The organism is Phytohabitans sp. LJ34, from assembly GCF_052068095.1.
Classification (GTDB): Bacteria; Actinomycetota; Actinomycetes; order Mycobacteriales; family Micromonosporaceae; genus Phytohabitans.
This window is the reverse complement of the sequence record NZ_JBQHDG010000001.1, coordinates 480,810-494,785: the sequence shown is the minus strand read 5'-3', so window position 1 is coordinate 494,785 and position 13,976 is coordinate 480,810. Positions and strand designations below refer to the sequence as shown.

Below are 13,976 nucleotides of genomic sequence, written 5' to 3'. Positions count from 1 at the left end.
TCTTGGCGCCAAACCTAGCGTCCTGTTGTCCCGACCGCACCAGGCGGGAATCCCCCAACAGCAGGAGGTACGGCCATGCCTACCAAGCGGGAGCATTTCCAATACTCCCTCCGCGCCCAGTCTCTCGGCGAAAAGATGCGCAATCTGCGTGACGAGCGCGGGCTGACGTTGAAGTACATCGCCGAGTACCTCGGCGTCGAGTTCTCCACGCTGGCCCGATACGAGCGCGCCGAGTGGCCATTCCGGCGAGACCACGTGATGGCACTCCTCGACGTCTACGGCATATATGACGAGCGTCAGCGGGCGGAACTCCTCGACCTGGCCGCGAACGCCTGGCGCATCAACCAGTGGGAGCCCGGCTACGGCGGCAACAGCCGCAGCGGCGCTAGCGACGACCTGACGATCATCGACCACTGGTGGATTCAGTCGCGTGCCGAGGAGTTGTGCGTGTACGCGAGCAGCCTCATCCCGGAGCTGTTGCAGACCCGCGACTACGCGGAGGCGGTCATCCAGCGCCGTGAGCCGAACGCCGCGCGTCTGGACAGGCTCGTACGTAAGCAGGTGGTGCGGCAGGAGGTGCTGGACGAGCGGCCTCCGAAGCGCCTGACTGTGATCATCGAGGAGTCGGTGCTCACTCGCCCGGTCGGTGGGCGGGCAGTGCTGGAGCAGCAGTTGGAGCATCTGCTCCGGGTGGTCGAGCGACCGCACGTCAAGGTCCGCGTTCTGCCGACGAGGATTGGCCTCCACGATGGGAAGGATGGTCCGTTCATACTCTGCCTGATGCGGCCGCCGTATCCGCCGGTCGCGCTGGTGGAGCACCTGGGCGGCCGGCTCGTCCTGGAGGACGTGGCCGCCGACTGGTACTTGAAGGCGTTCGAGAAGCTCACTGAGCAGGCGGCGAGCGATGCCGACTCGGCCAACCTCATTATCGAGACCCTCGCCAGCATCTCGCACCACAAGCCGGCCAAGCTCAACCGGTCGGCGCCTGAGCACGACGAGTCCGCGGCGGTGGCGGCGTGACGATCCCCTTCGACTCCGACGCGTCGCGGGCGGTGGTAACGATGGCTGCCCAGCGGATCGCCTCCTTCGCCGACCGGCAGGGCATCCAGATCGAGCCGGCACAGTGCGAGGAACTGGCTGAGAGTCTGGTGCACGTCTACGTGGCGTTTTTCGCCGGCCTTCAGCACGCGGCACAGCACAATGACACCGCATCCAACCCGCGCCCCCCTGTAGGTCCTAGTTAGACGAGATTCTGCCGCCACTGCGATGTCGGCCTTTGTCGAGTTCTTGCAGGCGGCGGCAGCCTCTCAACCTCACTCAGACCGTTTGTGTTGGACCACCACTTCCTTCATGCACCTGCTGGAGACCCACGACTGCCACCTGGCAGGGCGCGTTTGGGTCAAGGAATCCAATCGAGGCATCTTGTCGCCTCGACCTTGGTTTTTCCCATGGCATGCGCCGCCTACTGCCCACCGCGTACTGGCTACGTCCATTCATCCTCGCAGTACTTCGATGTACGCAGTTCCTTCGGATACCGGCTCAGCCGACTTCAGTACCGCTAAAGGGATGAAGCCGGCCGCTGGCGTGGCGGGCTGGTGGTCAGTGACCGGATCGCCCATCGCCCCGGTTCGCACTTGTTCGGCGCCTGACGCGCCGGCCGCCGAACCGGAGCCCTCACCCGTCCCCTCCTCTCGCCACACCCCGGCTACCAGGCCGGCCGCTGGTGTGGCGAAATAGGCGTTGCCGACCAGCGGGCGGGGTGGATAGCGTTGCGGTACACGGGAAGGGAGGTGGTCCGGCTTTGTGTAGCAGTAGGACTCGTGAGGTGGCTGTCCGCTAGCCGCTGTCCTTGACGCAGCACGTCGTCGAGACCGTGTGACAGCGGTGCGGCGAAACCAAGTCAGTCACCCGACCCCCGGGGTGCCGGCCCAGTCCAGCCGGCCCGTGCGCGACCGCGTTCGGAAGCCCCGGGGGTCGCTGCATATCCGGGCTGAGGAGGACCAGTGCGGGAGCTTGTCGTCCTCGGCACCGCGAGCCAGGTGCCCACCCGCCACCGCAACCACAACGGGTACCTCCTCCGCTGGGACAGCGAAGGCATCCTCTTCGACCCGGGCGAGGGCACCCAGCGCCAGATGCTGCGCGCCGGCGTCGCGGCGTCGGATGTCACGCGGATCTGTGTCACGCACTTCCACGGTGACCACAGCCTGGGCCTGCCTGGAGTGATCCAGCGCATCTCGCTCGACCGGGTGCCGCATCCGGTCGTGGCGCATTTTCCGGCCGGCGGCGCGCACTTCTTCGCCCGCCTGCGGCACGCGACGAGCTTCTACGACCACGCCGACATCCGCGAGGTGCCAGTCACCGGCGACGGGCCGATCGGTGGGCAGCTCGAGGCCCGCCGCCTGTACCACTCCGTCGAGACCTACGGGTACCGGCTCACCGAGCCGGACGGTCGCCGCATGCTGCCCGAGCGCCTCGCCGCGCACGGCATCGGAGGGCCGCGGGTCGGCGAGCTCATCGAGCGCGGGCACCTCGACGTCGACGGGCATCGCGTGGGCCTCGACGAGGTGAGCGCGCCGCGGCCGGGGCAGAAGTTCGCGTTCGTGATGGACACCGGGCTGTGCGACAACGTGTTCGCGCTGGCCGAGGGCGTCGACATGCTGGTGATCGAGGCGACCTTCCTGAGCGAGGACGCCACGATGGCCGCGCAGGTCGGGCACCTCACCGCGGCCCAGGCCGCGCGCGTCGCCAAGGAGTCCGGGGTACGGCGGCTCGTGCTCACCCACTTCTCGCAGCGGTACGACGATCCGGCGCGGTTCGTCGCGGAGGCGCGGGAGCACTACGACGGCGACCTCGTGGTGGCGGAAGATCTCATGAGGGTGCCGGTGCCACAGCGACGCCAGATAGCCTCGGCGGAATGGCGTTCACGATCCGATCCGCGGGTGAGCGGGACCTGACCGCCGTCGCGCATCTGCACGTGCGGTCGCGCGCGGCTGCGTACGCCGGCTTCGTCCCGGCCGCCGCGCTCGAGGCCGTACCGGCGGCCAGCATGGTCGACTACTGGACCGAGCGCTGGCGGTACGAGCGCGACACCCACCAGATGACCGTGGCGACCGAGGGTGGCGACGTCGTCGGCTTCACCTACCTGGGGCCGGACGAGCAGCCGGACACCGGCATCCTGCACGCGATCCACGTGGCACCGGACGCGCAGGGGCGGGGCCTGGGCGGCGCCCTGATGGCCGACGCGCTGGACAAGCTGGCCGCGTGCGGCTGGCACCATGCCGTGCTGTGGGTGCTGGCGGACAACACGCACGCGCGGGGCTTCTACGAGCGCGGCGGCTGGACACCCGACGGCAGCCAGCGCGACGACTACATCGGCCCCGCGCGGGTCCAGCAGGTGCGGTACGCGAAAGCCCTTTGAACCAGACTTCCCGGGTCCGCGTCAGCGGCGGGCCGCCGCTCCCGCCGGAGACCGCGGCGGCCGGCGGCTCGCGGGGCGAGCCGAAATCCCCGGCCACCGCTGCCATGTCCGCGACGCAAGACCCACCGCCTGATTTAGAGCATCTCGTCGTCCGCGTGCGCCGCGAACTCGGCCACCCGCACCTCGGCGATCCGCTCGTACCGCGCGATCCGGTCCGTCCACTCCGCCTGCACCCCGAAGGCCGCGGCCGCGAAGTTGACGTCCCGCACGGCGGCGGTGAGCTCCTCGGGGCGCTCCGAGCTGATCACCCGCACCGGATCGCCCACCGCCACCGACATCGGCGGCACGAAGTACTCGGCCGGCAGCACCGTACGCGCGTGTACCAGCGCGCCGACCGCCACCACCGCGCCGGGCTCCAGCCGCGCGCCCTGGAGGACGGTGATGCCGGTGGCGAGGTAGGCGCAGCGGTCGACCTGGCAGCCCAGCAGTGTCGCGTGTGGTGAGACGAACACGTGGTCGCCGAGGATCACCGGGTAGGCCGGGTCGGCGACGGCGGTGGCGCGGAGCACCGCGTTTTCGGCGATCACGCATGCCTCGCCGATCTCGATGTACGCGCCCTCGGCGTCGAGTGTCGCGCCGTACATGACGCGTGCCCGCGGCCCGACGCGGACGTCTCCCACGAGGGTCGCGTTTGGTGCGACGTAGGCGGTGGGATCGACGGTGGGCTGATTGCCGCGATGTCTGATCAGCATCCACACACAATGCCCAAAAATCGGCTGGGCGAGGGTACGCGACCGGATGTATGCGGGGGAACCGGTGATCACGTACCCTCGCCCGCCGTACCCAACCCAAACCGGGGGAAACGCCTGGCCGGAGGCGCCGGACCGACGGAGGCTTGCCGGTCTCCAAGCTTGGGTGGGTCTTTGCGGGGCGCCGGTGTGCTGGCGGGGCACCTCGGCGTCAACCGCGGGTTATGCGGTCATTGGTGTTGTCGGGTCAGTCGAAGGAGCCGCGGTTCGTCGGGCCCCACCGGCCCGGTCCGCCCAGGTCGTCGCGCCAACTCGGCAGCGCTCGGAGCCCGTTCAGGTCGTGCCGTGCCGTCCACGACTCGCGCCAGGGCCGGCGGGATGCCGCCTCGGCGCGTTGCGCGAGTCGCCTGGGCGGACACGGCCACTGCGAGCCGCACCAGACACACTTGCTGTCATGGTCGGGTTGTGCGTGCCGGCCGAGCATGGTCTGTGCGTCCCGCCAGAGCAGGCGATCCACCACGTCGGTCGGCTCCGTGTGGTCAATGCTGACCATCCGTCCGTCCCCCCTCTCGGGAGCCACGCTTAGTCAACGGGGTCGACAAGGGGTGTGATCGGACAGCTTGTGCGACGCGGCCAGAATGCCACTTTCGGGGCGTTCGCTCAGAGCGGATACCGCCCGGGATTGACCGGCACACGGCGGGCGTTGGGTGCGACATGAGCACCGAACGCGAAGTCGAACGAGCGGCGCTCGACGCATACTCGCAGGTCGTCACGGGTGTGGCCGAGCGAGTGTTGCCGAGCGTGGCCGCCCTGGCGGTACGCACCCCACGCGGTGGTGGCGCCGGATCGGCGGTCACCTTCACCGACGACGGATTCCTTCTCACCAGCGCACACGTGGTCGCCGGCGCGACCGGCGGCACCGCGACCTTCGGCGACGGCCTGGAGACGCGGTTCGACGTGGTGGGCGCCGACCCCCTGTCCGACCTGGCCGTCCTCCGGGCGCACGCGCCCGGCGCGCCCCCGGCCGAGCTGGGCGACGCCGACCGCCTCCGGATCGGCCAGCTCGTCGTAGCGGTGGGTAACCCCATGGGCCTTGCCGGCTCGGTCACCGCCGGCGTGGTGTCCGGCCTCGGCCGTTCGATACCGGCCCGCGACGGCCGCAACATGCGCCTGATCGACGACGTGATCCAGACCGACGCCGCCCTCAACCCGGGCAACTCCGGCGGCGCGCTGGCCGACTCGGCCGGCCGGGTGGTGGGCGTCAACACGGCGGTGGCCGGATTCGGCCTGGGCCTGGCCGTGCCGATCAACTCCACCACCCGCCAGATCATCGGCGAGCTCGTCTCCAACCGGCGGGTCCGCCGGGCCTGGCTGGGCGTGGCCGGCGCGCCGGTGCCGCTCCCACCCGCCCTCGCCGAGCGCCTCGGCCAGAAGGTCGGCCTGCGCGTGGTCGAGGTCGTGCCCGGCAGCCCCGCCGGCGTGGCGGGCATCTACCTCGGCGACGTGATCCTGTCGGCCGGCGGGCGCCCGGTCTCCAACGTCCAGGCCCTCCAGCGCCTCATGCTCGGCCCGGCGATCGGCACCCGCCTGCCGGTCACCGTCCTCCGCAAGGGCGCGCTTGTCGACGTCGTCACCGTCCCGGCAGAGCTGGGGCGCTAGAGATTTGAGCTGCCGCGACGTCCGTCGTGGTCGCTCTCCGTCGCTCCCGCGGCCTCACCCATCCGCTGCCGGTCGCGGTCACCCCTCAACCCCTCCGATGCCGCCTTAGCGGTCCTCGGGTTGGTCGTGTCACGCGGAGGGTGAGGCCGCGGGAGCAGCGGTCCGGACCACCGCGGACGTCGCGGTAGCCCAAATCTTTCGCTTTTGGATTGGAACGCCGCGGGCCGGAAGCGACGTGACTAGCGCGCCCCGAGGTGGGCGAGCAGGTCCTGGCGGGTGAGCACCCCTTGGGGCTTGCCGTCGACCAGCACGAGCGCGGCGTCCGACTTTTCCAGTAGGCGCACCGCCTCGTTCACCGGCTGGCCGCCGCCGACCATCGGCAGTGCCGGACCCATGTGCCGCTCGATGGTGTCGTGCAGGTGGGCCTGGCCGGTGAAGAGCGCGTCGAGCAGGTCCTTTTCCGCGATCGAGCCGGCCACCTCGCCGGTGACGACCGGGGGCTCGGCCTTGAGCACGGGAAGTTGGGAGACGCCGTACTCGCGCATGTAGTCGATCGCGTCGCGGACCGTCTCGGTCGGGTGTACGTGGACCAGCGACGGCATCCCGCCGGGCTTGGCGGAGAGCGCGTCCAGCACCGTCGGCTCGGCGCTGCCGGTGTCGAGGAAGCCGTAGCGGGCCATCCACTCGTCGTTGAAGATCTTGGAGAGGTAGCCGCGGCCGCCGTCCGGCAGCAGCACGACCACCACGTCGCCGGGCTTGGCGCGGCTGGCGACCTCGAGTGCCGCCTGGGCCGCCATCCCGCACGAGCCGCCGACCAGCAGGCCCTCCTCGCGGGCGAGTCGCCGGGTGAGGTCGAACGACACCTTGTCGGACACCTTGACGATCTCGTCGCAGATCTCGCGGTCGTAGGTCTCCGGCCAGAAGTCTTCGCCGACGCCCTCCACGAGGTATGGCCGGCCGGTGCCGCCGGAGTAGACCGAGCCCTCCGGGTCGGCGCCGATGACGCGGACCGCGCCGCCGGAGACCTCCTTGAGGTAGCGGCCCGCGCCCGAGATCGTGCCGCCGGTGCCGACGCCCGCCACGAAGTGCGTGATCCGTCCCCCGGTCTGCTCCCACAGCTCGGGGCCGGTGGTCTCGTAGTGCGAGCGGGGGTTGGCCGGGTTGGCGTACTGGTTGGGCTTCCACGCGCCGGGGATCTCGCGGGCCAGCCGGTCGGAGACGTTGTAGTACGAGCGGGGATCCTCGGGAGCGACCGCGGTGGGGCAGACCACCACCTCCGCGCCGTACGCCCGGAGCACGTCCTGCTTGTCCTGGCTCACCTTGTCAGGACAGACGAACACGCAGCGGTATCCACGCAGCTGCGCGACGAGTGCGAGGCCGACGCCGGTGTTACCGCTGGTCGGCTCGACGATCGTGCCGCCCTCTTTGAGTAGGCCGGCGGCCTCCGCATCCTCCACCATCTTGAGCGCGATGCGGTCCTTGACCGAGCCGCCCGGATTCACATACTCGATCTTGGCAAGCACCATGGCCTCGATGCCGGCGGCGACGTTTCGCAGCCTGACCAGCGGGGTGTTGCCGATCAACTCGACGACGTTGTCGTAGTAGCGCACCTGGTCAGACTACGTGCCCGTGGATGACGCTCCGTCGCGCGGCGTCCCACTCGATGAACCGCTCGGTCTCCGCCAGGATCGCGCCCGCCAGCCAGGCGATCACCACGGCGTCGTCGATGAGGCCGACCAGGAGCAGGAACGCCTCGGGCACGAGGTCGATCGGCGACGCCACGTACGCCGTCGCGGCCACCATCATCGCCAGTCGCACGCCGCCGTCGTAGCGGCCCGTGATCGTGGCCCACACCATGCGCGGGAGGGCGGCAAGGCGCGCGCCCACCGAGGGGCCGCCCCGCGCCCTCGCCGTCAGCGCCCGGCCCAGCGCGGTGAACGCCGCCGTGCGATTCAAGGTCCTACCCATTCGCTCATAGTGCCCCGCCGCGACAAACCCCAAGCGTGGCCGCAAGCCCCGGCCGTGCGGCGCTGTCGCGATAACCTCGTAAACCTCAGTGGGTATTCGGCGGGGGGCGCTGATGAACACGTGGAAGGTTGCCAAGGCTGCGGCGGTCGGTGCGGGCCTGGCCGGTGCCACGGTGGTGGTGAGTGCCGGTGTGATCGTCGGGCAGGCCAAGGCGGCCCGGAGGGTGATTCCGCAGGCCGAGGCGCCGCCACCGCGCGGTGACGGTGTCTACGGCCCCCGGCTGCCCGGCAAGCCGATCACGATGGTGGTGCTCGGCGACTCCTCCGCCGCCGGCTACGGGGTGCACCGCCCGCGCGAGACTCCTGGCGCGATGCTCGCCACCGGCGTATCCCGGCGGCTGCGCCGGCCGGTGCGCCTGCATCGCTACGCCGTGGTGGGTGCGATGTCGGCGGGGCTCGGCCGGCAGGTCGAGGCCGCGCTGGAGGTCGAGCCCGACGTCGCGATCATCCTGGTGGGCGGCAATGACGTCACCCACCGCGCCACCACCAGCACCGCCGTCCGCCACCTCGTCAACGCGGTCCGCGACCTGCGCGCGGCGGGCGCCGAGGTGGTCGTCGGCACCTGCCCCGACCTGGGCACGATCCGGCCGATCAAGCCGCCGCTGCGGTGGCTGACCCGCTACTGGAGCCGCCAGCTCGCGGCCGCGCAGACGGTGGCGGTGGTCGAGGCGGGCGGCTGGACTGTCTCGCTCGGCGACCTGCTCGGCCCCCGCTTCTCGGCCGAGCCGACCAGGTTCTTCTCGTGGGACCACTTCCACCCGTCCGCGGACGGCTACGCGGTGGCGGCCGCCGCCCTGCTGCCCACGGTGCTGGCGGCGCTGGGCGCGGCCGAGGAGCGGCGCGTGGGGCTGGCGGCCGACGAGAGCGTGCGCTCGCTGCCGCGGGCCGCGCAGGAGGCCGCCCGCCAGCCCGGCACCGAGGTCAGCGGGGCACAGGTGGCCGGCCGCGACCGCGGTCCCGAGGGCCGCTGGGCTCAGCTGCGGCGGCGCTCGGCGTGGTTCGGCCACCCGCGCACCGACGAGCCCGAGACCCCGGTCGATGCCGCCGTACCCTTGGAAAGGTCCGTCCCGAGCGGCACCGAGCGAGACTGAGCGGCGGGCCAGCGGGTAGGACAGATCCGAGCGATACGAGAGGACGACGGCATGCCCATGGCGCGACGGCTCGGCCGCGCGACGGTGATCACGATGATCGCCGGGACGGTCGGTGGCGCCGCGCTGCTGGCCGGCGAGGCAGTCATCGCCCGCAACCGGCGATACGCGCAGCCGGAGATGGGGCTGGCGCTGCGCACCACGATGGGCCCGCAGAGCGCCCCGGCGCTGCGGCTTGTGCTGATGGGCGACTCGTCCTCACTCGGCGTCGGCGTCGAGCAGCTCGCCGACACGGTCGGCGGTCAGCTCGCCACGCTGCTCGCCGACGGCTCGCCCAGCCTGCCGGCCCGTCATGTGCAGCTGTCGAGCGTGGGCGTGTCCGGCTCGCGTTCCACGGATCTGGCCACCCAGGTGGCGCGGGCGCTGCTCGGCGGCCGTCCCGACGTGGCCGTGATCCTGATCGGTGCCAACGACGCGACCTCGCTGCGCCGCCCCACCGAGTCCGCGGCCTACCTCGGCGCGGCCGTGCGGCGGCTCCGCGACGCGGGCGTCGAGGTGGTCGTCGGCACCTGTCCCGACCTCGGCGCCGTCCGCGCGATCGCCCCGCCCCTGCGCCAGGTCACCGGCTGGCTGGGGCGCCGGATGGCGCGGGCACAGGCCAGGGCCGTGCGCGCGGCCGGCGGCACCGTGGTCGACCTGGCGGGCGAGACCGGCGCGGTGTTCCGGGCCGACGCGGGCACGCTCTGCTACGACGGCTTCCACCCCTCCGCCGACGGCTACCGGGTTTGGGCACACGCGCTGCTGCCAGCGGTGATCCGCGCGGCGGTCCCCACTTCCCGCTGAAGTTACCGGCAAGTAGGGTGGTGGGTATGCCGAACGCCGTCATCGTCGCCACCGCCCGCTCCCCCATCGGCCGGGCACACAAGGGTTCGCTGCGCGAGGTCCGCCCCGACGACCTGGCCGCCACCATCGTGCGCGCCGCGCTCGACAAGGTGCCCCAGCTCGACCCCGCCGAGATCGACGACCTCTACCTGGGCTGCGGCCTGCCCGGCGGCGAGCAGGGCTTCAACATGGCCCGCGTCGTCGCCACCCTGCTCGGCTACGACCGGCTGCCCGGCGCCACGCTGACCCGATACTGCGCGTCTTCGCTCCAGACCACGCGGATGGCGTTCCACGCGATCGCGGCCGGCGAGGGCGACGTCTTCGTCTCGGCGGGCGTCGAGTGCGTCTCCCGCTACGCGCGCGGCAGCTCCGACGCACTGCCACCCGAGGCGCAGGCACTCGTCGGCGGCGGCTGGGAAAACCCGCGCTACGACAAGGCGCGGGCCCGCTCGACCGAGCGCGCGCAGGCCGGCGCGCCGGTGTGGGAAGACCCGCGCGAGGCCGGCGACCTGCCCGACATCTACCTCGCGATGGGCCAGACCGCGGAAAACCTCGCCCAGATCAAGGGCGTGACGCGCGAAGACATGGACGAGTTCGGCGTGCGCAGCCAGCAGCTCGCGGAGAAGGCGATCGCGGACGGCTTCTGGGCCCGCGAGATCACGCCGGTGACGGTCCCCTCGGGCGAGGTGGTGAGCGCCGACGACGGCCCGCGGCCCGGCGTGACCCTGGAGGGCGTGGCGGGGCTCAAGCCGGTCTTCCGCCCGGACGGCCGCATCACCGCCGGCAACTGCTGCCCGCTCAACGACGGCGCCGCCGCCGTGGTCGTGATGAGCGAGACACGCGCCCGCGAGCTCGGCATCACCCCGCTGGCCCGCATCGTCTCGACCGGCGTCACCGCGCTGTCCCCGGAGATCATGGGCCTCGGCCCCGTGGAGGCCTCCAAGCAGGCACTCAAGCGCGCCAGCATGACCATCGACGACGTCGACCTTGTCGAGATCAACGAGGCGTTCGCCGCTCAGGTCATCCCCTCCTACCGCGACCTGGACATCCCGCTGGAAAAGCTGAACGTGATGGGCGGCGCGATCGCGGTCGGCCACCCGTTCGGCATGACCGGCGCGCGGATCACCGGCACGCTCCTCAACGCACTCGACTGGCACGACAAGACCATCGGCCTGGAGACCATGTGCGTCGGCGGCGGCCAAGGGATGGCGATGGTCGTGGAGCGCCTCAGCTAAAACCCACTTCCATTTCCCGGGTCCGCGTCACCCGCGGACCGCCGCTCCCGCCGGAGACCGCGGAGGCCGGCGGCTCGCAGGGCTCGCCGAAACCCCCGCCCTCCGCTGCCACCTCCGCGCCCCAAGCCCACCCTGCCCCTCGCCCGCCTCGCCCCGCCCCGCCCCGCCTTGCTCATCGCGCGGGGAGGCCGGCGCCCTCCCTGGGGCGCCGGCCTTTGTGGATGGTCGTCAGGCTACGAGTTCCAGGTCCTTCGGCTCCTCGGGTGTCGGGGTGGGCTGGCGCCTGGCGTCGCGCATGACCACTGTGGACAGGATCGCGGCGGCCAGCACGCCCACCGCGGCGATCATGAAGGTCACCGACATCGACGAGACGAAGGCTTCGCGGGCGGCGCTGGCCAGGCCGCTGTCGCCGAGGGCCAGTGCGCCGGCGATCGACTGCCGCGCCTGCTCCGGCGTGCCCGCCGGCATGTCGCTGGCGTAGCCGCTGGTGAGCAGCGAGCCGAGGATCGCGATGCCGAGGGCGGTGCCGGCCTGCTGGATCGTGTCGTTCAGGGCCGAGCCGACGCCCGCCTGCTCCGGCGGGATGGTGCCCATCAGCGCGCCGATCGCGGCCGGCATCGCCATGCCGGCGCCGAGGCCGAGCATGCCCAGCGCGATCGCCGGGAGGGCGAAGCCGGTGTCCGGCGAGACCGTGGTCAGCAGGACGAACGACGAGGCCATCACGAGCATCCCGACCAGCACCACCGGGCGGTTGCCGAACTTGGCGGCGGTGCTCGCGCCGACCGCGTTGCCGGCCAGCGCGGCGACCGCCAGTGGCACGAACGCCAAGCCCGCCTTGATCGGCGAGTAACCGAGGACGAACTGTAGATACTGCGTCAGCACGAGCAGCAGGCCGCCGTTGCCGATCTGAAGCAGAGCCAGCGAGAGCGAGCCGCCGCTGAAGTTGCGGTGCTTGAAGAGCACCAGCGGGACCATCGGCGCGGGCGTGACGTTCTCCCAGATCACGAAGCCGACCACCGCGACGACCGCGACCGCCAGCACGATGCCCGAGCGCTCGCCGAACGCGCCGTGCTTGGGCAGCTCGATGATCCACCACACCAGGGCGGTCATGCCGACCGCGGAGAGCACCGCACCGAGCGGGTCCGGCTTCTGCCACGGCCCCCTCGACTCCGGCATCAGGAGCACGCCGGCCAGGATGGCGAGGGCCACGACCGGCACGTTGATCAGGAAGATCGCCTGCCAGGAGAAGTGGTCGATCAGCACGCCGCCGAGCACCGGGCTGCCGACCAGGCCGAGCATCGACACCGAGCCCCACGCCGCCATCGCCTTGCCGCGCTCGGCCTCGTCGAAGACCGTGATCAGGATCGACAGCGTGGACGGCATGATCAGTGCGCCGCCGATGCCCATCGCGACCCGGAGGGCGATCATCTCGCCGGGGTTGGCGACGAACATCGCCCCGAGTGACGCCGTCCCGAACAGCACCAGGCCGATCAACATCACCTTTCGCCGGCCGAACTGGTCGCCAAGGCTGCCCGAGGTCAGCAAGAGCCCGGCGAAAACCAGGATGTACGAGTCGAGGATCCACTGGGTGTCCTGCGCGCTCGCGCCGAGATCTTCGGTCATCGCCGGCACCGCGACGGTCAGTGCCATGCCGTCGACGACCAGGACCAGGCTGCTGAGGCACAGCACGACGAGGATCCACCAGCGGTGTGGATTGCGGGTTTGCATGGCGGCTTCCTTTCGGCCTGCGTACGTCGTTCCCGTGATGCGAACACTGTACGCAGGACGGAACAGTGTGCGCAAGACTGAATTTGTGTACGCTGGCGGCGAACGTTGTACGCAGGAGAGGGAGTCGCCATGGCCGCCAAGACGAAGCCGATCCCGTCCGTGTGGGCCCGGCGGGAGTCGGAGCTCGACCAGCCCGCGCTCAGCCGGGCGTCGATCGTCCGCGAGGCGATCGCGATGCTGGACGCCGAAGGCATCGAGGCGCTGAGCATGCGCAAGCTCGGCGCCCGGCTGAACGCCGGCGCGACCTCGCTCTACCGGCACGTGGCGACCAAGGACGAGCTGGTGGAGCTGGCGGTCGACGAGGTCTTCGGCGAGATCACCATGCCGGACGCCGGCGCGCTGGGCTGGCGCGCCGCCGCCGCGGAGGCCGCCCGGTCGTTTCGCGCGACGGCACTGCGCCACCCCTGGCTGCCCCCGATGCTCAGCCAGGCGGGGCTCGCCTACCTCGGGCCAAACCTCATGTCGTTCGCCGAGTGGCTGGCGGCGCTCTTCACCGAGGCCGGCTTTCCGGCGCCGAGCGGCGCGATCGACACCCTGCTGTCGTACGTGATCGGCATGAGCACCACCGAGGCCGCCTGGCTCACCACGGTCGCCCGCTCAGGTGAGACCGAGGCCGGTTTCCTGGCCCGCCTGATGCCCGCCGCCCAGGAGGCGGTCGCGGACTATCCGCACATGGCGACGGGCAAGCCGGACACCACGCTCGACCCCGCCGAGGTCCGGGAAAACAAGTTCGCGTACGCCCTGGAGGTCGTCCTCGACGGCCTGGCGACGCGGATGCCGTCACCGCACTAGCTGAGCGCGGCGCGTACCGCCTCGACGTCCGCGGCTGCCGCGGCGGTGACCGCCTCGGGTGGGGTGGCGGCGAGCAGGTCGGCGGCGACCACACGCAGCTGGTCGGTCAGCGTGGGATCGGCGACGAGCCGCGGCACAGGGCGGCGCGGCTGGCCATCGGCGTCGGCGGCGCGGTCGGCGATCCGCTGCACGAGGCCGTGCGTCAGGTCGCCCCGGGTGCCTCCCGGCCCGGCCGGCTGTGCCCAGCGGGATGCCGTCCAGTGCCCGGTCTGACCGACGAAGAGGTCCACCGCCCGCTGGAGATCCATTCGTGACTCCTCCCGCATACGCCGAGGGCG

The 13,976-nt window shown here is 71.5% G+C and carries 14 protein-coding genes; 9 read left to right on the top strand and 5 right to left on the bottom strand.

Annotated features, from left to right (window positions below):
• Window positions 1-75: 75 nt before the first annotated feature.
• From ACTMTJ_RS02340 to ACTMTJ_RS02325, 4 genes are all read left to right on the top strand, one after another.
• The gene (locus tag ACTMTJ_RS02340; protein WP_441214321.1) at window positions 76-1,020 is read left to right on the top strand and encodes a helix-turn-helix domain-containing protein; all 945 of its coding nucleotides are present in this window, start codon (window positions 76-78) and stop codon (window positions 1,018-1,020) included.
• Window positions 1,017-1,244 carry a hypothetical protein gene (locus tag ACTMTJ_RS02335; RefSeq protein WP_441214320.1) on the top strand — a complete coding sequence of 76 codons (228 nt, stop codon included), beginning with the start codon at window positions 1,017-1,019 and terminating at the stop codon, window positions 1,242-1,244. The genes ACTMTJ_RS02340 and ACTMTJ_RS02335 overlap by 4 nt, the downstream gene beginning before the upstream one ends.
• Before the next feature lie 759 nt (window positions 1,245-2,003).
• Entirely contained in the window at window positions 2,004-2,954 is a 951-nt protein-coding gene (locus tag ACTMTJ_RS02330) for a ribonuclease Z (RefSeq protein WP_441214319.1), read from the top strand.
• Window positions 2,915-3,418 carry an N-acetyltransferase family protein gene (locus tag ACTMTJ_RS02325; RefSeq protein ID WP_441214318.1) on the top strand — a complete coding sequence of 168 codons (504 nt, stop codon included), beginning with the start codon at window positions 2,915-2,917 and terminating at the stop codon, window positions 3,416-3,418. Before ACTMTJ_RS02330 ends, ACTMTJ_RS02325 begins: the two co-directional genes overlap by 40 nt.
• Window positions 3,419-3,552: 134 nt before the next feature.
• Here ACTMTJ_RS02325 and ACTMTJ_RS02320 read toward each other — a convergent pair whose 3' ends face one another.
• On the bottom strand, window positions 3,553-4,170 hold the full coding sequence (locus tag ACTMTJ_RS02320; RefSeq protein WP_441214317.1) for a gamma carbonic anhydrase family protein: 618 nt from the start codon (window positions 4,168-4,170) through the stop codon (window positions 3,553-3,555).
• A gap of 711 nt (window positions 4,171-4,881) precedes the next feature.
• Between ACTMTJ_RS02320 and ACTMTJ_RS02315 the strand changes: the two genes are divergently transcribed.
• Window positions 4,882-5,826: a S1C family serine protease gene (locus tag ACTMTJ_RS02315; RefSeq protein ID WP_441214316.1), complete on the top strand. Its 945-nt coding sequence runs from the start codon at window positions 4,882-4,884 to the stop codon at window positions 5,824-5,826.
• 239 nt (window positions 5,827-6,065) lie between these two features.
• Here ACTMTJ_RS02315 and ACTMTJ_RS02310 read toward each other — a convergent pair whose 3' ends face one another.
• Window positions 6,066-7,436: a cystathionine beta-synthase gene (locus ACTMTJ_RS02310; RefSeq protein ID WP_441214315.1), complete on the bottom strand. Its 1,371-nt coding sequence runs from the start codon at window positions 7,434-7,436 to the stop codon at window positions 6,066-6,068.
• A gap of 4 nt (window positions 7,437-7,440) precedes the next feature.
• A complete protein-coding gene (locus tag ACTMTJ_RS02305) occupies window positions 7,441-7,794 on the bottom strand; it encodes a YkvA family protein (protein ID WP_441214314.1) in 354 nt (117 codons plus the stop codon).
• Between the two features lie 112 nt (window positions 7,795-7,906).
• Here ACTMTJ_RS02305 and ACTMTJ_RS02300 point away from each other — a divergent pair, with 112 nt between their 5' ends.
• Genes ACTMTJ_RS02300 through ACTMTJ_RS02290 form a run of 3 tightly spaced genes read left to right on the top strand, consistent with a single transcriptional unit; the run spans window position 7,907 to window position 11,058 of the window.
• Window positions 7,907-8,944: an SGNH/GDSL hydrolase family protein gene (locus ACTMTJ_RS02300; RefSeq protein ID WP_441214313.1), complete on the top strand. Its 1,038-nt coding sequence runs from the start codon at window positions 7,907-7,909 to the stop codon at window positions 8,942-8,944.
• Window positions 8,945-8,995: 51 nt separating this feature from the next.
• Window positions 8,996-9,784: an SGNH/GDSL hydrolase family protein gene (locus ACTMTJ_RS02295; protein WP_441214312.1), complete on the top strand. Its 789-nt coding sequence runs from the start codon at window positions 8,996-8,998 to the stop codon at window positions 9,782-9,784.
• Window positions 9,785-9,810: 26 nt separating this feature from the next.
• On the top strand, window positions 9,811-11,058 hold the full coding sequence (locus ACTMTJ_RS02290; protein ID WP_441214311.1) for an acetyl-CoA C-acetyltransferase: 1,248 nt from the start codon (window positions 9,811-9,813) through the stop codon (window positions 11,056-11,058).
• A gap of 228 nt (window positions 11,059-11,286) precedes the next feature.
• On the opposite strand, the gene ACTMTJ_RS02285 is transcribed toward ACTMTJ_RS02290, so the two are convergent.
• Window positions 11,287-12,786 carry an MFS transporter gene (locus tag ACTMTJ_RS02285; protein ID WP_441214310.1) on the bottom strand — a complete coding sequence of 500 codons (1,500 nt, stop codon included), beginning with the start codon at window positions 12,784-12,786 and terminating at the stop codon, window positions 11,287-11,289.
• 129 nt (window positions 12,787-12,915) lie between these two features.
• Here ACTMTJ_RS02285 and ACTMTJ_RS02280 point away from each other — a divergent pair, with 129 nt between their 5' ends.
• The gene (locus ACTMTJ_RS02280; RefSeq protein ID WP_441214309.1) at window positions 12,916-13,638 is read left to right on the top strand and encodes a TetR/AcrR family transcriptional regulator; all 723 of its coding nucleotides are present in this window, start codon (window positions 12,916-12,918) and stop codon (window positions 13,636-13,638) included.
• Here the strand turns inward: ACTMTJ_RS02280 and ACTMTJ_RS02275 are convergent.
• Window positions 13,635-13,946, bottom strand: a complete 312-nt coding sequence (locus tag ACTMTJ_RS02275) for a hypothetical protein (protein ID WP_441214308.1) — start codon at window positions 13,944-13,946, stop codon at window positions 13,635-13,637. The two genes, ACTMTJ_RS02280 and ACTMTJ_RS02275, sit on opposite strands and share 4 nt — an antisense overlap.
• Window positions 13,947-13,976: the final 30 nt, after the last annotated feature.